Origin of the sequence: Oceanivirga miroungae, from assembly GCF_902505095.1 — a bacterium.
In the GTDB taxonomy this organism is placed as follows: domain Bacteria; phylum Fusobacteriota; class Fusobacteriia; order Fusobacteriales; family Leptotrichiaceae; genus Oceanivirga; species Oceanivirga miroungae.
This window is the reverse complement of record NZ_CABWIB010000001.1, coordinates 955,590-976,392: the sequence shown is the minus strand read 5'-3', so window position 1 is coordinate 976,392 and position 20,803 is coordinate 955,590. Positions and strand designations below refer to the sequence as shown.

The window sequence follows — 20,803 nt, the reverse complement described above, 5'->3', positions numbered from 1 at the left end:
AAAAGGAGTAAAAATATGAAGAAATTTTTAACAAGTGCATTTTTAGCAGTTGCTATACTAAGTTGTGGTGGAGCTAAATCGTCAAATGAAGTTAAATTAACATATAACTTAGGTCAAGAAGGAAAAACTTTAGACCAAAACTTAGCAACAAGCTCAAGTTCAACACAAATATTTGGACTAACACAAGAAGGATTATTTAAAGTTGGTAAAGACTTAACTATACAAAATGGTTTAGTTAAAGATTATTCTACATCAGAAGATGGTAAAACTTGGACATTCCATTTAAAAGACAATATAAAATGGTCAAATGGAGATGAAATTACAGCAAATGATTTTAAATTCTCTTGGTTAAGAGTATTAAATCCAGAAACAGCTGCAGAATATGCTTACATGCTATACTACATAGATGGAGCAGAAGCGTATAACTCAGGAAAAACTACTGCTGATAAAGTTGGTATAAAAGTTATAGATGATAAGACAATAGAAGTTACATTAAAAGCTGATATTAAATTCTTTAAAGCTGTATTAACTCATGCAATTTACTTACCATCTAATGAAAAATTTGTTAAAGAAAAAGGAGATGAATATGCACTAGAAGCAGATACATTAATCTCATCTGGTCCATATATCTTAAAAGATTGGGTACATAATTCACAAATGGAATTTGTAAAAAATCCTTACTACTACAATAAAGATGCAATACAAGTTGATAAAATTGTAGCTAAACAAATAGGAGATCCTAATGCTGCACTAAACGCATTTAATAATGAAGAATTAGATATAGTTTCAATTCCAGCTGAATCATATGAAAAATATAAAAATGATCCTAGATTAGTTGCAACAACTGAAGCAACAGCTTGGTATTCTGAATTTAATGTAACTCACCCATTATTAAAAAACAAAAAAATAAGACAAGCACTACACTTAGCAGTTGATAGAGAAGAATTAGTAAGCGTAGTATATAAAAACTTAAATAGAGTAGCAGATTCATTCACTCCACAAGGATTAGGTATGGATTTTGGTAAAGTAGTACCTTCATTTGATCCAGTAAAAGCTAAAAAATTATTTACTGAAGGTTTAGTTGAATTAGGACTTAACCCAAATGATAAAGTTGAAATTTCAATGATAGCAGGAGATACGCCAATATCTAAAAAACACGTTGAATTTATACAAGAACAATTAAGAAAAAATTTAGGAGTAGAATTAAATATCGAGTTAATGCAATTTAAAGAAAGATTAAATAGAATGAACCAAAAGAACTTTGCTATAGTATCAGCAGGTTGGGGAGCAGATTTCTTAGATCCAATTAACTTCTTAGACTTATGGGTAAGTGGTGGAGGAAATAACCACACAAGCTTTGCAAATAAAGAATATGACGCTTTAATTAAAAAAGCTACAGTAAGCCCTAGTGATAAAGAAAGATATGAAGCTTTATTAGCAGCAGAAAAAATGTTAGCAGACGAAATGCCTGTATCTACATTATTCCACAGATCTACATATAGATTAATAAATCCTAAGTTCAAAAATGTTGTATTACCAGCATTTGGAGCAGATATAGTATTTAACTATGTAACAGTAGATAAAGACGCTAAATAGTAAATAATTAAGTAAAAAAGATATACTACAAATAAAAAAAAAGCATTTTTGGATGTATATCTTTTTTAATACCCAAAAATAGACAAAAAAAGGAGAACAAAATTATGATGAAAAAATTTAAAAAAGTAATAGCACTTATGGCATTAGGCCTGACAATAGTAGCTTGTGGGACTAACAATAGTAAAAAAGACGAAAAGGTATTACTATATAACGCAACAGCAGAAGGACCTACATTTGATCCACAACAAGTAACTGATGCATTTACATCAAATGTACATAACTTCATAACAGAAGGATTAACAAAAACGATGCCAGATGGAAGTGTTGTACCAATGCAAGCGAAATCTTGGGAAGTATCTAAAGATGGTCTTACATGGACATTCCATTTAAGAGATGATATAAAATGGTCTGATGGTTCAGATGTAGTAGCAGCTGATTTTGAATATGGATGGAAAAGAGGACTTGATCCTATGTTAGCGTCTGAATATGCTTTCATATTATTCCCTATAAAAAATGCAGAAAAATATACAAAAGGTGAAGCTAGCTTAGATGAAATTGGTGTTAAAGCAGTTGACGATAAGACTTTAGTAGTTAATTTAGAAAATGTAACTCCTTACTTTGATTCATTAACTTCATTTATTACATATATGCCAGCTAAAAAAGAATTTGTAGAAAAAATGGGGCAAGAATATGCACTAGATAAAGACTCTATTTTATACAATGGTCCATTTGTAGTTGATAGTTGGACACATGGTGATAGAATAGAGTTAGTAAAAAACGATAAATACTACAATAAAGATAAAATTGTATTAGATAAAGTTTTAGTGAAATATATTAAAGATGAAGTAGCAGCATTAAATGCATTTAATAATGAAGAGTTAGACTTTGTAAGATTATCACCAGAAGAAAGTATGAAATACAAAGATAAAGCTATAAAAAATAATGAAGCAAGAACTACATATATAGCATTTAATGTTAGAGAAAATAATATGTTTAAAAACGAAAATTTAAGAAAAGCATTCGCTTTAGCATTTGATAAAGAAAAATTAGTAGATGTTGTATTTAGTGGATTAAAAGACGATGTTTATACATTTACACCTGCAAATTCAGGATTCAAAGGTATAGAAAAAGATTATGCAAAAGAAATTGGTGCTGTTTTTGAAAAATATAACGAGAAAAAAGCTAAAGAATACTTAGATAAGGCTTTAAAAGATATGAATTTAAAAGAATTACCAAAAGTAACTTTATTAATTGATGATAGATATGTATACAATAGAAAAATAGCTGAATCATTACAAGAAGATTTAAGAATTGTATTAGGTATAGATGTGGCAGTAGATGTAGTAACATTTAAAGAAAGATTAGTAAGATCAAGAAACGGTAACTTTGATGTATTATTAACAGCATGGGGAGCAGACTACCAAGATCCAATGACGTTCTTAGACTTATTAGCATCATTTAATGGTAATAACTCTGCAGGATTTGATGACAAAAAATATGATGAAATATTATCAAAAGCAACACGTAGTGTAAATAGAGAAGATAGAATTAATTACTTAAAAGAAGCTGAAATGTACTTAGCTGATAAAATGCCAATAATGCCACTTTATCAAGAAGTAAGTTACTACTTAATAAATAGTAAAGTAAATGGTATAGAATTTTCATCATTCTCACCAACTATAAGAGCTAATGAGTCAGATAAACAAAAATAAGTCTTGTAAATGAAAAATATATAAGATATAATAAAAAAGGTATTTAAGTTAATCGCTTGAAATATAGAGGAAAGTCCGAACTTCATAGAGCAAAAAGGCATCTAACGGATGCTAGGAGTAATCCTAAGGAAAGTGCCACAGAAAACAAACCGCAGGGAACTGTAAGGGTGAAACAGTGAGGTAAGAGCTCACTATGAGTTTAGGGGACTAAATTCATCGGTAAACCCCTTTTGAAGCAAGAAAAGTTAAAGATAAAAAGTTGTTGCTCGCAATATCTTTTGGGTATTCGCTTGAATATATATGCAAATATATATCTAGATAAATGATTAACATAAACAAAATTCGGCTTATTAAATACCGGGTGGGTTAGCCCACCTTTTTTTGTGTTTTACTTTTTTTTCTAAAATATATATAATAAATATAGATTTTTGACTAAATGTAATTAAAGTAATATAATATATAAAGTAAAAAAAAGGGGAGATATAAGATGCAAATTGAACTAAAAGAACAGTTAAATAGTCTTGAAGTAAAAGGTTTTGCAAGAGAAACTTTAGAATTTATAGATGAATGTGCTACTACATATCATGTAGTAAAAGGTTTAAGTGATATATTAGATGAAAATGGTTTTGTTAGACTTAATCCATATGTTAGTTGGAGTTTAAAAGAAGGCGGAAGATATTATGTTAAAAAAACTAATACAACAGTAGTTGCTTTTACAATTCCTAATAAATTAAATTTAGAAAAAGGATTTAAAATATTTGGATGTCATACAGATAGCCCAAGTATTAGAATAAAACCTAATCCGGAAATGATAACTAATAATATGTTAAGATTAAATACTGAAGTATATGGTGGACCAAATTTATCGACATGGTTTGATAGATCACTAGGTATTGCAGGTAGAGTTGTTTTAAAAACAGATGATGTATTTAGACCAAAAACTGAAATAATAAAAATAGAAGATAAAGCTGTTGTTATACCAAGCTTATGTATACACCAAAATAGAGATGTTAATAATGGTTATAAAATAGATAAACAAAATGATATATTACCAATAATAGCCCTAGTTAATTCTAACTTTGAAAAAGATAACTATTTATTAAAATTAATTGCAAAGCAAATGAAAATTGAAGTCTCTGATATATTAGATTTTGATTTAGCACTATATCCATTAGAAAAAGGTATATTAGTTGGTATGAATGATGAAATGATGCAATCTACAAAAATGGATAACTTATTATCAGTGTATGCAGGTATTATAGCATTAGCAGAATCAGGAAATGATTCTGGCAAAATAAATGTATATGCGGCTTTTGATAATGAAGAAATAGGAAGTTCAACAAAACAAGGTGCAGACTCAGAATACTTATCTCGTATTTTAGAAAGAATTTGTTATTCACTTTCATTAAACCGTCAAAACTTTTTAGAAATGTTAGCTAATTCATTTATGCTATCTTGTGATACAGGGCATGTAGCTCATCCAAGTTTTCCAAATAAAAAAGATCCAACAAATCAATGCGAAATGAATAAGGGAGTATCACTTAAATTAAGTGTTAACCAAAGATACACATCTGATGGATTTTCTATGGCAGTAATAAAACAAATAGCTAAAAATGCTGGTTTAAATTTACAATATTTTGTAAATAGATCAAATGAAATAGGTGGTTCTACTATAGGGCCATTATCTAGTACACACTTAGATATTGATTCAGTTGATATAGGTATACCTATTTTATCAATGCATTCTATAAAAGAATTATGTGGAATATATGACTTGTTTGATTTGAAAAATTTAACAAAAGAATTTTTTGAAACTAAGTAAATTAAATAAAGTATTGAAATTAAATGAATAAATTAGTATAATAACCTATAATACAGGGGGAAAATTTTGTTAAAAATAAATATAGTCGCTATTGGAAAAATTAAAGAAAAATATATTGTAGATGGTATTTCCGAGTTTAAAAAAAGACTTAGTACATACGTTAATTTTAATATAGTAGAATTAAATGAAAATAAGGATAGTAATCTATCAGTAGTTCAAGATAGTAAAAATATATTAAAATTCTTTGAAAAAAATAAGTCGTATAAAATACTTTTGGATATATCTGCAGATTATATGAGTTCAGAAGAACTTGCTGATATGGTTTCTAATTTATCTATTACAAATAGCGAGATTAGCTTTATAATTGGTGGATCTCGTGGGGTTACTGATGAAGTAAGAAAATTGGTAGATAAAAGAATTAGTTTTTCAAAATTGACATTTCCACATCAATTATTCAGATTGATGTTAACAGAACAAATATATAGAGCGATCTGTATAAATAATAATATTAAATATCATAAATAATTAGGAGGAAAAATGTATTCTTACGGTGATGATTTTACATATGAAGTAGACGGAGATTTAGAATATTATACTTGTCTTACAACTTTAAACATAAATGAAAATGAATATATTGTTGCTGAAAATGAAATGGGTGTAAAAAGGGTTTTCTTAATTGAAGATGAGGATGAAGAAATTATATCTATGGTTGATGAAGAAGATGAAGAAACGATACTAGATATTTACGATAGGCAAGAAATTCTAGATGGAGATTTTTACACAACAGATGATGATGACTTCAATAAATATGAGGATTTAAACGATGAAAACGATGAGTTTGATGAATATATGACAGATGAAGACATGGAATTTGAAGAAGATGAAGAAATAGAAGATATGGAATTAGATGATATATTTGATGAAATATTTAATGAAGATGAAGAAGATTAGTCTATGTATAAAATAAGCATAAATAGTATATATAGATATGAAAATAACGAGATTGAAAAAATTGAAAAAGACTATCTAGCAAATTTATTAGATGATACATATATATCAGATGAAATTGACTTGAGATTTGGTAAAAACTTTATTGAAGTTATTGGTAAAAAAAATGCTTACTATATTAAAAGATATGAATTAGATAAAATTACAAGAGCTAGGCTTGAAGTAAATTCTAATTTATTAGAAACTAAAATAAAGACTAATAAATTTAAAGAAAATAATGGGGTATATATGATTTTAGCAAGTGAATATACTACTGATAATGATAAGATACTAGATGTTAAAATTAATATAAAAATAAAGGAGATATAAATGTCAGAACAAAACACTGGATATATTAGAGGTGAAAAATTAAAAAAAGTAGCCCAATTAAAGGAAATGGGAATAGAACCTTATGGTAGATTTTTTGATAAAAAAGATAATGTTATAGATATTATAGAAAATAAAGAAGATTTAGAAAGAGTATTTATAACAGCTGGAAGAGTAATGGCTTACAGAAGAATGGGTAAAAATGGATTTGCTGCTATAAAAGATGAAACAGGGAAAATTCAATTTTATGTATCTAAAGAAGAAGTTGGAGAAGAAAAGTACGAAGAATTTAAAAATCTTGCAATAGGTGATTTTGTTGGATTAAATGGAACTTTATTCTATACTAAAACTGGTGAATTAACAATAAGAGTAAAAGACTTTACTATTTTATCAAAAAATATTCGTCCACTACCTGAAAAATTCCATGGATTAACTGACATAGAAATAAGATACAGACAAAGATATGTTGATTTAGTAATGAATGATGAAGTTATGGAAACTATGAAAAAAAGATTTGAAATAGTTAGATATATAAGAACATACTTAGAGAAAAAAGGATTTATAGAAGTTGAAACACCAATGCTACATCCTGTAGTAGGAGGTGCAGCTGCTAAACCATTTATAACGCATCATAATACGTTAGATCAAGAAATGTATTTAAGAATAGCACCAGAATTATACTTAAAAAGATTATTAGTTGGTGGATTTGAAAAAGTATTTGAAATAAATAGAAACTTCAGAAATGAAGGAGTATCTATAAAACACAATCCAGAATTTACTATGATGGAACTATATCAAGCTTATGCAGACTATAATACAATGATGGATATTAGTGAAGATTTAATATCAAGTTTAGCATTCCATTTATATGGTAAATATGAGTTAGAATACGAAGATAAGTCTGTAAACTTAGCTAAACCTTGGAGAAGAGTTAGAATGCAAGATATAGTAAAAGAAGTAACTTCATACGATATTGAAACAATTAAAAGTGATGAAGAAGCTACTTTATTTGCTAAAAATTTAGGTGTTGAATTAGATAATAAAGTTACATATACAAAATATGGAATTTTAAACTTATTATTTGAAGAAAAAGTTGAGCATACATTAATAAATCCAACTTTTGTAACAACTTATCCAAAAGAAATATCACCACTATCTAAAAATTCACAAAATAGTGAAGATTGGGTAGATAGATTTGAATTATTTATAACAGGTCGTGAATACGGTAATGCTTACTCTGAATTAAATGATCCAGTAGATCAAAAAGAAAGATTTGAACAACAAGTAGCTAAAAAAGAAGCTGGAGATGAAGAAGCAACTGATATGGACCAAGACTATATAAGAGCTCTTGAATATGGTATGCCACCTGCAGGAGGACTTGGAATAGGTATAGATAGATTATGCATGTTACTTACAAACTCATCATCTATAAGAGATGTTATACTATTCCCTACACTAAAAAAAGAAAAGAATTTTGATTAAGTAAAAACTCCTTTATAGGAGTTTTTGTAGTAATAAAAGGAGAAAAAAGATGTTTGATGAATTAAAACCATATAATAGTGGTTATTTAAAAGTCAGTGATATTCATAGTATATATTATGAAGAATGTGGGAATAAAGATGGTATTCCAATAGTATTTGTACATGGAGGACCAGGTGGGGTTATAGAGAGTTTACCCAGAAAATTTTTTAATAAAGATAAATATAGAGTAATAATATTTGACCAAAGAGGATCAGGTAGAAGTAAACCTTTTGTAGAACTAAGAGAAAATACAACTTTTGATTTAGTAGAAGATATGGAAAAGCTAAGAAAACTATTAGGGATAGATAAATGGATACTATTTGGTGGAAGTTGGGGAACGACTCTTAGTTTAGTTTATGCAATTAATCACCCAAATAAAGTATTAGGAATGATACTAAGAGGTATATTTTTAGCTAGAAAAAGTGATTTGTGGTGGCTTTATGAGGGTGGAGCAGCATATTTTTACCCAGAAGAGTTTGAAAAATATATAAGTATATTAACTGATGATGAAAAGAAAAATATAATAGCATCATATATGAAGTATTTATCATCTGATGATAAAGAAATAGTAAAGAAATATGCGAAAAACTGGAATGACTGGGAAAGTAGTATTGTAAGACTATACCCTAGAAAACTAGAAGCCGAAGTTACAGACTATGATATAGCTATTGCTAGATTAGAATGCCATTATTTTTATAACAATTCATTTTTACCACAAGATAACTATATTTTGAATAATATAGATAAAATCGCTGATATTAGAACCTTAATATGCCATGGAAGATATGATGTAGATTGTAGACCAAGTGGAGCATATGAATTAAAATCAAAGATGAATAATTGTGAACTACATATAGTAGAAGCTGCAGGGCATTCAAGTATGGAACCAGAAATAGCTAAGAAATTAATAGAGTTCACAGAAATTTGGTAAAAAAAATTTGACAAATGACAAAAATCGAGGTAAATTATACTAAATGGTATCTACCACTTTGTAGGAGGAAAAATGAAAATTTTAGGGATTGATGAAAACGTATTAAAAGAAACAAATTCTTATGATACTGCTAATGAAATCTGTAGTCAACCTGGTAAATGGAGAAAATTAGTAGAAGGATTCAATGGAAAAGAAAAAGAAATAAGAGCATATTTTTCTGAAATTGGTCTTAGTAAAGATTGGGATATAATCTTTACAGGAGCTGGTACAAGTGAATATGTTGGGAATATTCTAGAACCTCTATTAAATTCTAAGGGAGAATATAGATTTAGATCAGTTGCAACAACAGACCTTGTAAATAATCCAGAAATGTATTTACAAAAAGATAAAAAAACATTACTAATATCTTTTGCTAGATCTGGAAACTCACCTGAGTCTGTAGCAAGTGTTGAATTATTAAACCAATTAGTAAAAGATGCTTATCACTTATTTATTACTTGTAATGAAGAAGGAGAATTAGCAAAAAGAAGTAAAGTAGAAAAAAATACTTTCCTATACTTAATGCCAGAAGGAACTAATGATAAAAGTTTTGCAATGACAAGCTCATTTAGCTCAATGGTATTAGCTGGAATATTATTATTCTATGAAAAGGATGAAAAAACTTTATTAGAAGCTATTAAAGTATCTGAAGAAGAATTAGAAGCTAAATATGAATTAATAAAAGATTTAGCAAATAAGGAACATGAAAGAATAATTGTATTAGGTTCAGGGCCTTTAAAAGGTTTAAGCCAAGAATTATGTTTAAAAGTATTAGAGTTAACAGCAGGTAAAGTTGTTGCTAAGTACGATTCTACATTAGGATTTAGACATGGACCAAAAGCAATAGTAAATAATAAGACAATAGTATTCTTATGTAATTCAGTAGATGAATATGCAAGTAAATATGATTTAGGACTATATTCAGAAATGTTTGAGGAAGAAATGGCTAATATGATAGTATCATACAGCATAAATCCTGAAAAGATTTCAAAGGTATCTAATTTAACTATTAGTCCTTCTAGAAAAGTGTTAGTAAATGATATAACTGCTATATTAACATATTTAGTATATGGACAAATGTATGCATTCTTTAAATCACAACACTTTGGATTAACTACTGATAATCCTTTCCCAACTGGAGAAGTTAATAGAGTAGTTAAAAAGTTTGAAATACATAAATATACAAAATAAAAAGGAGACTAATAAAATGTTAGTAAATACAAAAGAAATTTTAATACATGCAAAAGAAAATAAATATGCAGTTCCTGCATTTAATGTTGAAAATATGGAAATGATGCAAGCAGTAATAGAAGCTGCAACTGAACTAAGAAGTCCAGTAATATTACAAACAACTCCATCAACATTAAGATATGCAAGTCCAGAATTTTTCTGTGGTATGGCAACATTTGCTTCTAAAAAAGCAGATGTACCAATAGCAATGCATTTAGATCATGGAGATTCTTATGAATTAGCTGTTAAATGTTTAGCAGCAGGATATTCATCAGCAATGTATGATGGTTCAAAACATGAATTTGATGAAAATGCGGCTGTTACAAAAAAAGTAGTAGATTTAGCAAAATTCTTTGATGTTCATGTTGAAGGAGAATTAGGTCGTGTTGGTGGAAAAGAAGATGACTTAGTAGTTGAACATGCAAAATATACAGATCCTGATGAAGCAGTTGAATTTGTTAAAGTTACAGGAGTTAGTTCATTAGCAGTAGCTATTGGAACTGTTCACGGTGTATATAAAGAAGAACCAAATTTAAATTTCGAAATATTAGAAGAAATACAAAAAAAGGTTTCTGTTCCTTTAGTATTACATGGAACTAGTGGTGTTGATGATGAAGATGTTAAAAAAGCAATATCATTAGGAATATGTAAAGTTAACTATGCAACAGACTTAAGACAAGCATTTACAAAAGAAGTTAGTAAATATATGTTAGAAGAAAAAAATCCTTTAGATCCTAAGAAATACTTAGCACTAGGAAGACAAAGTGTTAAAGAATATTGTAAGAATAAGATATTAGTTTGTGGATCAAATAATAGATATTAATATTTAATATATAATATATAATATAAATAAAAGGAGTGATTGTTATGGCAAATATTTTAGCAGCTAGAATAGACAATAGATTAGTTCATGGACAAGTTGGTATGACATGGGTTAATAGTTTAAATGCTAATTTAATATTAGTCGCAAATGATGCAGTTTCAAATGATCCTGTACAACAAAGCTTAATGAGCATGGTTGTTCCAGCAGGAGTTGCAATGAGATTTTTCTCAATAGAAAAAACTTTATCAGTAATAGGAAAAGCTGCAGATAGACAAAAAATATTATTAGTATGTAAAACACCTCAAGATGTTTTAAGATTAACAGAAGGTGGATTAGTATTACCAGAATGGATAGTAGGAAATATGCATTTTTCTGAAGGAAAAAAACAAATAAGACCTACAGTTTCTGTTGATGAAGATGATGTAAATACGCTAAAAAAATTGCATGAATTAGGAGTTAAACTTACAATTAAAGGAGTTCCTACTGATTCAGGCGAAGATATAATGAAATTAATTTAGAAGGGAGACATTTTTATGTTTATTAAAGCATTATTAATTGCTATTTATGCAGGTATAGCTGGTATAGAGCAATTTGATGGATTACAATCTTTACATAGACCAGTAATCGCGGGTCTAGTAATAGGTTTAATACTAGGAGATGTGCAAACAGGTCTAGTAGTTGGAGGAACTATTGAATTAGCATGGGCTGGTTTAGTACCATTAGCAGGAGCACAACCACCTAACATAGTAGTTGGGGGAGTTTTAGGGGTAACTTATGCAATTATTGCTAATGTATCACCACAAGAAGCACTTGGTACAGTATTCCCATTAGCTTCATTAGGAACAATAATAGTTATCTTAATGTTCGCTTTATATTCAGGAATGATGGGTTATGCTGATAAAGCTGCTGAAGAAGCAAGACCATCTGGAATTTCATTTACAATATGGTTCCAAGCTGTAATAAGATTTGTATTATTCGGAGCAATAGGTTTCTTATTTGTTATGTATGGTGCAAACTCATTAAAAGATTTAATCAATTTATTACCAAAAGTAGTTGTTGATGGATTTGGTGTAGCAGGAGGTATGATGCCATTTATAGGATTTGCTATACTATTAAACATTATGTTAAAGAAAGAATATGCTGGATTCTTAATGTTCGGATTTGTATTAGCTGCTTACCTACACTTAGATATGGTTGCTATTACATTAGTAGGAGTTTCAATAGCTATGTATGATTTCTTTAGACCAACAGCTGAAGTAAGTAAAGTAGAAGGAGTTGAAGAAGATGGAATATAGAGATAAAACAGTTAGAAAAGTAATAACACCTTCGTTATTAAATAAAATGACTATAAGATCATTTTTCTGTCAAGAAGCATTTAATATGGAAAGAATGCAAGCTGCAGGTTGGTTATATACAATATTACCAGGATTAGAAGCAATTCACCAAGATAAAGAAGATTTAAAAGAATCAATGAAAATGCATATGGAATTTTTCAATACTCACCCATTATTAATTACATTCATAGCTGGATTAGTAGTAGCTATGGAAGAAAATAAGGAAAATGTTGAAAGTATAAGATCAGTAAGAGTATCAACTATGGGACCTTTAGGTGGTATAGGAGATTCATTATTCTGGTTAACATTCTTAACAATAGCATCTTCATTAGGAGCTTCATTAGCATTACAAGGATCAGTTGCAGGGCCAATCGTATTCTTAGTAATATTTAACGCTATGCAATTCGCATTAAAATTTGGATTCATGTACTATGGATACAATACAGGTGTTAAATCAATGGCAGCATTACAACAAAATACAGCTAAATTTACAAGAGCTATTAATATCTTAGGATTAACTGTAATAGGATCAATGATTGCTACATTTGGTGGATTATCATTAAAATTAGGATATTCTTATAAAGAATTTAAAGAAGCTGCAAACGGTGGATTTGAAGAAGTTACTAAATACATGGACTTCGGTGCACAATTAGACAAAGTTATGCCTAGATTATTACCAGTATTATATACATTCTTAATGTTATACTTAATTAAGAAAAAAGTATCACCAGTTTGGTTAGTATTCATTACTTTAATAGCAGGTGTATTAGGACACGTTGCAGGAGTAATATAAGATGACTTCATTATTACTAACAGGTCACGGAAAAGTATCTTCTGGAATGTATGCAACTTTAAAAATGTTATTTGGTGTAAATGATAATATTAAATTTATTGATTTTTTAGAATCAGATACAGCAGAAAACTTAGAAGTTAAAATAAAAAACGAGATAGATGAATTATTAAAGACAAGTGAAGCTGTTTTATGTCTTACTGATATAAAAGGTGGAACACCATTTAAAACTTGTGCTCAAATATCTATAGCTAATTCAAAAGTTAAAGTTATAGCAGGAACAAACATTCCTATGCTTATGAGTTTAGCTTCAGAAATGGAAGATGAAGCCATAGATGAACTTATAGAAATAGCACTTGAAACTGGTAAGTCTGATATAGTCTCATTCTCTTTAGATGCAATAAAAGCACCAGCAGAAGATGACGATTTAGATGACGGTATATAGAAATAACAATTTCCATATATTTATATTTTTAAGATGGCTTTATGCCATCTTTTTTTGATAAAATAAAAAAAGTATGATAAAATATTACTAGTAAAAAGTGAGGTAAATATGGTATACGATTATATAATTATAGGTGGTGGTGCTAGTGGCTGTATACTAGCAATTGAGCTACTAAAAAAAGGAAAAAAAGTTTTGATAATTGAACATAAGGATAGAATTTTAAAAAAGTTGTTAGTTACTGGAAATGGTAGATGTAATTTTACAAATATAAATGCTACTAAAGATAACTATTATGGAAATAATAAATTACTTATAGAAAATACAATGAAAAACTATCCTCCAGAAAGGATTATAGAATATTTTTCGAATTTAGGGATATTACATAAAGAACTAAAAAATGGTAAAGTTTATCCCAATTCACTACAAGCAAGTTCTGTAGTTGATGCTATACGAAATATGCTAAGCTACTTAGCTTGCGATATAGTATATAATACGGAAATTAATTCGTGCTATAAGTCAAAAGATATTTTTTATGTAAATGAATATAAAGCATATAAATTAGTAATTGCAACAGGTGGTAATTCATATAAAGAGCTTGGTAGTGATGGTAGTGGTTATGAAATAGCTAAAAGTTTCTCACATAGCATAACAAGTTTGGAACCTGTATTAGTTCAATTAAAAACAGACCCTATATATATTAAAGGTCTTGAAGGAATAAAACAAGATGTAACTTTAAAGGTATATGATAATAATAAATTACTAAGGGTAGAAAAAGATGAAATTCTATTCACTAGCTATGGAATATCAGGGCCTGTAATATTTAATAGTTCATATCTAACGGCTTTACATGGATTTTCAATAGAATTTTCAATAGACTTTTTAGAAGAATATACTCATACAAAATTACTAGAATTTCTAAAAGATAGGGTTAATAAACTATACTTTTTAGAAGCAACAGAATTTTTAAATGGCATTTTACATAAAAAACTAGGAATGTTTTTATTAAAAAAATCAGGACTTGAAAAATTAAATGTATTGGTATGTGAAATTAGCGATAAGATATTGGAAAACTTAGTCAAAAATATTAAAGATTATAGAATAAAAGCTTATGATACAACAGGCTTTAAAAACGCACAAGTTACAAAAGGTGGAGTAGACTCTAATGAATTAACATTAAATTTCGAGTCAAAAATTCATGAAAACTTGTATTTCATTGGTGAAATAGTTGATATATTTGGAGATTGTGGAGGATATAATCTGCAGTTTAATTTTGCAAGTAGCCTTACAGTTGGAGGATTAGATGATTAGAATAACAGGTATAACAGTTGACATTGATCATAATGAAGAGAATATAAAGGATAAAATAAGAGAAGTTTTAAAAAATAGAAATCTTAAGATTGATAAATTTAGAATTTCAAATAAGGCAATAGATGCAAGAGCAAAGCTAAAAGTTCCTAAATATATATATACAGTAGATATTGAATTTGATAATGAAGATTACTATGTAAATGACAATAATATTAAAAAAATTATTGAAGCAGAATATATAATTCCTGATTTATCTTGGTATAAGGGTAAAAGACCAATAATTGTAGGATCAGGACCTGCCGGTATATTTGCTGGTTTAATATTAGCTAGAGCTAATTTAAAGCCAATAATTATTGAAAGAGGAGAAAAAGTTGAAAATAGAGTTAAAGATGTATATAACTTTTTTGAAACGGGTAAATTAAAAACAGAGTCTAATGTACAATTTGGTGAAGGTGGAGCTGGAACTTTTTCTGATGGTAAATTAACAACTAATACTCATAATGATAGAATAAAAGTTGTAGTAGACGAGCTAATAAAAGCAGGAGCTGATAAAGAAATAGCATATATATCAAAACCACACATAGGAACGGACGTTTTAGTTGATATTGTTAAAAATATCAGACACACTATAGAAAGCTTAGGTGGGGAGTATAGATTTAATAGTCAGTTCATAGATTATGAAACTCAAAAAAATAAGTTAAAAAGTTTGAAAATTAAGCAAATAAGTGGTAATATATACCAGATAGATACGAATCACTGTATTTTAGCTCTGGGCCATAGTGCAAGAGATACTTTCTATATGCTAAGAGATAAAAATATGACTATGAGTAAAAAAATATTTGCTGTAGGATTTAGAATAGAGCATAAACAAAGTTTTATTGATAAAAGTCAATATAGGGCTTTTAGATTTAAGCTGCCACCTGCTGAGTATAAGCTAAATGTTAGAGCAAATAATAGAGGAGTATATACATTTTGTATGTGCCCTGGAGGAGTTGTAGTACCATCTAGTAGTGAGGAAAATAGGCTTGTTGTAAATGGTATGAGCTACAATGCTAGAAGTTTAGAAAATGCAAATTCAGCAGTATTAGTAAATGTTAATCCAAGTGATTTAGGTGAAGATGTTTTATCAGGGGTAGAATTTCAAAGAGAGATTGAAGAAAAAGCATTTAAATTAGGAGGATCTAACTATCATGCTCCAGTTCAGTTAGTTACTGACTATATAAATAATAGGAAGTCTACAAAAATTCTAGATGTAGTACCTAGTTATAGTATAGGGTATAAGCTGGCAAATTTAAATGAAATTTTACCAGAATATTTAAATATCTCATTAAGAGAAGGTCTTAGTTTACTTAATAATAAATTAAAAGGCTTTAGTGAAAATGGAGCAATACTAACAGGTGTTGAAAGTAGAAGTAGTTCCCCTATTAGAATAGATAGAGATGAACAATTTAATTCTAGTGTAGTAGGAATCATACCTTGTGGAGAAGGTGCAGGATATGCTGGTGGTATTATGAGTGCAGCAGTCGATGGAATAAGATGTGCTGAAAAAATTATTGAAATGATAGAAAATGAAAAATAAAGGAGAGATAGAAATGAAATTAAACAAAGTTAAAAAAACATTATTAGGATTGGGGTTAGTGTTATCATTTGCTTCATGTTCAGCAGCAACAAATGGTGAACAAGTAAAAAATGAAAATGTGCAAACAAAGGCTGTGAAAGAAAATCCAGTAAAAGAATCAGTTGCAAAATTTGAAAGCGTGTTTGGAATAACAACAGAATTTAAGATTATAGAAAAATTAACTGAAGGTATGGCAAATCCTGAAGTAAAAATTGAAGCAAAATCATATAATCAAGATGGTAAATTAGTAGATCTTAGAAAAGCTTTTGTAAATGAGGAAACTAAAAAATTCTTTACAGAGGATATTCAAAAAATTGTTAAACAAGATAAAACAGGAAAATACTTCAATGATGCGAAAGTTAATTTAGATGATGCTGTAATGATTTTAAATGGAAAAAATTTAATATTTGTTTTCCCACAATATGTATTAGGACCACATAGTTCTGGATTATTAGAATTTTCTTATCAATTAGTTAAATAATCGGAGGGAAAATGAAAAAAATTAGAACAAGAATTGCTCCATCTCCAACTGGAGATCCGCATGTAGGAACGGCATACATTGGTTTATTTAATTATGCTTATTCTAAACATAACGGTGGAGATTTCTTATTAAGAATAGAAGACACAGATAGAACTAGATATAGCGAAACATCTGAAGCTCAAATATTTGAAGCTATGAAATGGTTAGGGCTATATTACGATGAAGGTCCAGATAATGGAGGACCATATGGACCATATAGACAATCAGAAAGAATGGAACAAGATGTTTATGCTAAATATGCAGAGGATTTAGTAAAAAAAGGTGAAGCATATTATTGTTTTTGTACTAATGAAAGATTAGAAAAATTAAGAGAAAGACAAAAAGCAATGAAAATTGCTCCTGGTTATGATGGCCTATGCAGAAAGCTTACAAAAGAAGAAATAGATAAAAAAATAGAAGATAAAGTTGAACATATAATTAGATTAAAAATGCCTTATGAAGGACAAACTGTTGTAAAAGATAAATTAAGAGGAGATGTATTTTTTGATAACTCAAAAATAGATGACCAAGTCTTATTAAAATCAGATGGTTTTCCTACATATCATTTAGCTAATATAGTTGATGATCATTTAATGGGTGTTACTGATGTTATAAGGGCAGAAGAATGGATAGCATCAACACCAAAACATGTTCAATTATATAAAGCATTTGGTTGGGATGAACCTAATTGGTATCACATGCCACTTTTAAGAAATGCAGATAAGACAAAGATATCTAAAAGAAAAAATCCAGTATCATTAAACTACTATAAAGAAGAAGGTTACTTAAAAGAAGGAATGTTAAATTTCTTAGCCCTAATGGGTTGGAGTATGCCTGATGGTAGAGAAATATTCACATTAGACGAAATGATAAAAGATTTTAGTTTTGATAGAATATCTTTAGGTGGGCCTGTATTTGATTTAGTTAAACTAGCTTGGGTAAATAATCAACATATGAGATTAAAAGATTTAGATGAGTTAATGAAACTAGCTAGACCTTATTATGAAAATCTATATGATATGAGCGCTATTAGTGATGAAAAATTCAAAAGAGTAGTAGAAATAGTAAGAGAAGGGGCACACACCTTAAAAGAACTTGCAAGTCTAAGTAGTGTATACTTTGTAGATAAATTTTCACTTCCAGTTGTAACTGAAGATATGAATAAAAAAGAAAGAAAATCTGTTACAAGATTACTAGAAGCATTAGAAAATGAAAAAGGAAAAGAAGCTATTAAGTTATTTAAAGAAAAAATTTCTAATGAAAATGAAGAAATTAGTGAAGCTCGTGCTATTGAAATCTTAGATGAAATAAAGCAAACTTTAAATGAAGGGCCTAGTGTTGTTATGATGCCAATAAGAGCATTATTAACAGGACAAAGTAAAGGACCAGATTTATATACAATAATATCAGTTATAGGTAAAACAAGAACATTAAACAGAATAAATCAATTTTAGGAGAAAAAATGGCAGATATTAAATTTGAAATTGAAAAACATTTAGGAATATTATCAACTAACAAAAGCGGTTGGACAAAGGAAGTTAATATGGTTAGTTGGAATGGTAGAAAGGCTAAGCTAGATATAAGGGAATGGGACCCAGAACATAAATCTATGTCAAAGGGATTATCTCTTAGCGAAGAAGAAATAGAAAAATTAAAAGAAATACTAGAAAATTTCTAATTTAAGCCTTATTTTATTGCATTAGTAAAAAAAATGTGTTAAAATCATACCATAATAGACATGGAGGACAAATAATGAGAAAAACTATAATTGCAGGAAACTGGAAAATGAATAAAACAGTTTCTGAAACAAAGGAATTTTTAAACGAATTACTACCTATGATAAAAGATGTAAATGCAAATGTAATTATTGCAACACCTTTCACTTCATTAACAGTAGCGAGTGAACTAACTAAAAATTCAATAGTAAAAATTGCAGCACAAAACATGGGAAATCGTTTAAAAGGTGCATATACTGGAGAAATTTCTCCACTTATGTTAAAAGATATAGATGTAAACTATGTAATAATAGGACATTCTGAAAGAAGAGAATACTACGGAGATACTGATTTTCATGTAAATGAAAAAGTTAAATTAGCTCTTGAAACAAAACTAATCCCAATTTTATGTATTGGTGAAAAATTAGAAGAAAGAGAAGCTAACGAAACTAAAAATGTTGTTAAAACACAAATAGTTGAAGGTTTAAAAGATGTAAGCAAAGAAGATGCAAAAAATGTAGTAATAGCTTATGAACCAGTTTGGGCAATAGGAACAGGTAAAACTGCTACTCCTGAAATGGCACAAGATGTACATAAGTATATAAGAGACTTACTAGCAGATATGTATGGTCAAGAAGTTTCAGATGAAATATCTATACTATATGGTGGATCAATGAAACCAGAAAATGTAGTTGAATTATTAAATGAGTCTGATATTGATGGTGGACTTATAGGTGGTGCAAGTTTAGAAGCAAAATCATTTGCTAAGTTAATTGAAGCAGGGAAAAATTAGGAGGGATAATGAGAAATTTACTTGTTATCGTAATGGTTCTTGTATCAATAACATTAGTTACAGTAGTGCTTATGCAACCAGATAAAAGTCAAACTGTTGCAAAAACAGAAGCTATACTAGATCAAGAAAAAGACGGTATAGAAAAATTTACGGAATACACAGCGATACTATTTCTAGTATTAGCAGTTATTTATAGTATATTTAGATAAATTGGGAGGAAAACAATGTCAAAAAAAGAATTTGTTGAAGGATTTGCACTTAAATCAGGTGAATCTAAAAAAAGATCAGAAGAATTAGTAAATGCTTTCTTACAATTAGTTGAAGAATCTTTAGTAGAAGGTAAAGATGTTCAATTTGTAGGATGGGGATCATTTACAACTAAAGAAAAAGAAGCTAGAAAAGGAAGAAACCCTAGAACTGGTGAAGATATAGAAATACCTTCAAAAAGAGTTATTAAATTCAAAGTTGGTAAAAAATTAGCTGATTTAGTAGCATCTAAATAAGTTATTAAGCTGCCTTATGGCGGCTTTTTTTATTTGAAAAAAGTGCCTAAAATTGATATAATGAATATATATATAATGAGGGAAGAAGTATGAGAAAGAATAATAGAAAAAACAATGAATTAAGAGAATTAAAAATTACTGAAAATTTTACAACCAATGCGATGAGTTCAATTCTAATAGAGTATGGGAACACTAAAGTTCTATGTACAGCAAGTATAGAAAATAAGGTTCCTTTATTTTTGAAAGGTCAAAATAGAGGTTGGTTAACTGCAGAATATCAAATGTTACCTACTGCAACTGAAAAAAGAACAAAAAGAGAAAGCCAACAAGGAAAACAAAGTGGTAGAACGGTTGAAATACAAAGATTAATAGGTAGAAGTCTAAGAGCAGCACTAGATTTTGAATTACTAGGTGAAAAAACAATAACTATAGACTGCGATGTGTTACAGGCTGATGGTGGAACTAGAACAGCTTCTATTACAGGAGGTTATTTAGCTTTAGAAAAAGCAATAGAAAAATTATTAGAAACTAAAGAATTAGAAAAAAATCCATTAAAATCAAAAATTGCAGCAGTTAGTGTAGGTAAGGTTAATGGAGAAGTCTTACTAGATTTAGATTATAGTGAAGATTCAATAGCTGAAGTTGATATGAATATAATAATGAATAATAAAAATGAATTTATAGAAATACAAGGTACAGGCGAAGGTAAAACTTTTGTATATAAAGATTTATTAGATTTTATAGAAATATCAAAAAATGCCTTTGATTTACTTTTTCTTTTATAGGGGA

General features: G+C 28.6%; 23 protein-coding genes and 1 other RNA gene. All 24 read left to right on the top strand.

Annotated features, from left to right (window positions below):
- Window positions 1-15 precede the first annotated feature (15 nt).
- Window positions 16-1,596 (top strand): peptide ABC transporter substrate-binding protein, encoded by a 1,581-nt coding sequence (locus OMES3154_RS04780; RefSeq protein WP_197271507.1) that lies wholly within the window; start codon window positions 16-18, stop codon window positions 1,594-1,596.
- A gap of 104 nt (window positions 1,597-1,700) precedes the next feature.
- Complete coding sequence (locus OMES3154_RS04775) at window positions 1,701-3,308, top strand: peptide ABC transporter substrate-binding protein (RefSeq protein WP_156683650.1); 1,608 nt, start codon at window positions 1,701-1,703, stop codon at window positions 3,306-3,308.
- Window positions 3,309-3,346: 38 nt separating this feature from the next.
- An RNA gene (gene rnpB, locus OMES3154_RS04770) (RNase P RNA component class A) lies at window positions 3,347-3,671 on the top strand.
- 124 nt (window positions 3,672-3,795) lie between these two features.
- Window positions 3,796-5,130 carry a M18 family aminopeptidase gene (locus OMES3154_RS04765; protein ID WP_156683649.1) on the top strand — a complete coding sequence of 445 codons (1,335 nt, stop codon included), beginning with the start codon at window positions 3,796-3,798 and terminating at the stop codon, window positions 5,128-5,130.
- A 66-nt stretch (window positions 5,131-5,196) separates the two neighbouring features.
- Window positions 5,197-5,655 (top strand): 23S rRNA (pseudouridine(1915)-N(3))-methyltransferase RlmH, encoded by a 459-nt coding sequence (locus OMES3154_RS04760; RefSeq protein WP_156683648.1) that lies wholly within the window; start codon window positions 5,197-5,199, stop codon window positions 5,653-5,655.
- A 12-nt stretch (window positions 5,656-5,667) separates the two neighbouring features.
- Entirely contained in the window at window positions 5,668-6,081 is a 414-nt protein-coding gene (locus tag OMES3154_RS04755) for a hypothetical protein (RefSeq protein ID WP_156683647.1), read from the top strand.
- 3 nt (window positions 6,082-6,084) lie between these two features.
- A complete protein-coding gene (locus OMES3154_RS04750; RefSeq protein ID WP_156683646.1) occupies window positions 6,085-6,447 on the top strand; it encodes a hypothetical protein in 363 nt (120 codons plus the stop codon).
- Window positions 6,448-7,926, top strand: coding sequence for a lysine--tRNA ligase (gene lysS, locus OMES3154_RS04745; protein WP_156683645.1), 1,479 nt, complete (start codon window positions 6,448-6,450; stop codon window positions 7,924-7,926).
- 49 nt (window positions 7,927-7,975) lie between these two features.
- The gene (gene pip, locus OMES3154_RS04740) at window positions 7,976-8,896 is read left to right on the top strand and encodes a prolyl aminopeptidase (RefSeq protein WP_156683644.1); all 921 of its coding nucleotides are present in this window, start codon (window positions 7,976-7,978) and stop codon (window positions 8,894-8,896) included.
- A 72-nt stretch (window positions 8,897-8,968) separates the two neighbouring features.
- Entirely contained in the window at window positions 8,969-10,126 is a 1,158-nt protein-coding gene (locus tag OMES3154_RS04735) for an SIS domain-containing protein (RefSeq protein WP_156683643.1), read from the top strand.
- A 16-nt stretch (window positions 10,127-10,142) separates the two neighbouring features.
- Window positions 10,143-10,988 carry a class II fructose-1,6-bisphosphate aldolase gene (gene fba, locus OMES3154_RS04730; protein WP_156683642.1) on the top strand — a complete coding sequence of 282 codons (846 nt, stop codon included), beginning with the start codon at window positions 10,143-10,145 and terminating at the stop codon, window positions 10,986-10,988.
- 44 nt (window positions 10,989-11,032) lie between these two features.
- Window positions 11,033-11,506 (top strand): PTS N-acetylgalactosamine transporter subunit IIB, encoded by a 474-nt coding sequence (gene agaV / locus OMES3154_RS04725; RefSeq protein ID WP_156683641.1) that lies wholly within the window; start codon window positions 11,033-11,035, stop codon window positions 11,504-11,506.
- 15 nt (window positions 11,507-11,521) lie between these two features.
- Window positions 11,522-12,283 (top strand): PTS mannose/fructose/sorbose/N-acetylgalactosamine transporter subunit IIC, encoded by a 762-nt coding sequence (locus OMES3154_RS04720; protein ID WP_156683640.1) that lies wholly within the window; start codon window positions 11,522-11,524, stop codon window positions 12,281-12,283.
- A complete protein-coding gene (locus OMES3154_RS04715) occupies window positions 12,273-13,115 on the top strand; it encodes a PTS system mannose/fructose/sorbose family transporter subunit IID (protein WP_231679272.1) in 843 nt (280 codons plus the stop codon). Before OMES3154_RS04720 ends, OMES3154_RS04715 begins: the two co-directional genes overlap by 11 nt.
- A gap of 1 nt (window position 13,116) precedes the next feature.
- Window positions 13,117-13,557: a PTS sugar transporter subunit IIA domain-containing protein gene (locus OMES3154_RS04710; protein ID WP_156683638.1), complete on the top strand. Its 441-nt coding sequence runs from the start codon at window positions 13,117-13,119 to the stop codon at window positions 13,555-13,557.
- Window positions 13,558-13,665: 108 nt separating this feature from the next.
- Complete coding sequence (locus tag OMES3154_RS04705) at window positions 13,666-14,865, top strand: BaiN/RdsA family NAD(P)/FAD-dependent oxidoreductase (protein ID WP_156683637.1); 1,200 nt, start codon at window positions 13,666-13,668, stop codon at window positions 14,863-14,865.
- A complete protein-coding gene (locus tag OMES3154_RS04700) occupies window positions 14,858-16,444 on the top strand; it encodes an NAD(P)/FAD-dependent oxidoreductase (RefSeq protein WP_156683636.1) in 1,587 nt (528 codons plus the stop codon). Before OMES3154_RS04705 ends, OMES3154_RS04700 begins: the two co-directional genes overlap by 8 nt.
- A 13-nt stretch (window positions 16,445-16,457) precedes the next feature.
- On the top strand, window positions 16,458-16,964 hold the full coding sequence (locus tag OMES3154_RS04695; RefSeq protein ID WP_197271506.1) for a DUF3298 domain-containing protein: 507 nt from the start codon (window positions 16,458-16,460) through the stop codon (window positions 16,962-16,964).
- Between the two features lie 11 nt (window positions 16,965-16,975).
- A complete protein-coding gene (gltX, locus tag OMES3154_RS04690) occupies window positions 16,976-18,457 on the top strand; it encodes a glutamate--tRNA ligase (protein WP_156683634.1) in 1,482 nt (493 codons plus the stop codon).
- A gap of 8 nt (window positions 18,458-18,465) precedes the next feature.
- Complete coding sequence (locus OMES3154_RS04685) at window positions 18,466-18,681, top strand: YdbC family protein (protein ID WP_156683633.1); 216 nt, start codon at window positions 18,466-18,468, stop codon at window positions 18,679-18,681.
- A 74-nt stretch (window positions 18,682-18,755) separates the two neighbouring features.
- The gene (gene tpiA, locus OMES3154_RS04680; protein ID WP_156683632.1) at window positions 18,756-19,511 is read left to right on the top strand and encodes a triose-phosphate isomerase; all 756 of its coding nucleotides are present in this window, start codon (window positions 18,756-18,758) and stop codon (window positions 19,509-19,511) included.
- An 8-nt stretch (window positions 19,512-19,519) separates the two neighbouring features.
- Window positions 19,520-19,720 carry a preprotein translocase subunit SecG gene (gene secG / locus OMES3154_RS04675; RefSeq protein WP_231679271.1) on the top strand — a complete coding sequence of 67 codons (201 nt, stop codon included), beginning with the start codon at window positions 19,520-19,522 and terminating at the stop codon, window positions 19,718-19,720.
- A 15-nt stretch (window positions 19,721-19,735) separates the two neighbouring features.
- On the top strand, window positions 19,736-20,014 hold the full coding sequence (locus tag OMES3154_RS04670) for an HU family DNA-binding protein (RefSeq protein ID WP_156683630.1): 279 nt from the start codon (window positions 19,736-19,738) through the stop codon (window positions 20,012-20,014).
- An 89-nt stretch (window positions 20,015-20,103) separates the two neighbouring features.
- Complete coding sequence (rph, locus tag OMES3154_RS04665) at window positions 20,104-20,799, top strand: ribonuclease PH (protein WP_156683629.1); 696 nt, start codon at window positions 20,104-20,106, stop codon at window positions 20,797-20,799.
- The last annotated feature ends 4 nt before the right edge of the window (window positions 20,800-20,803 follow it).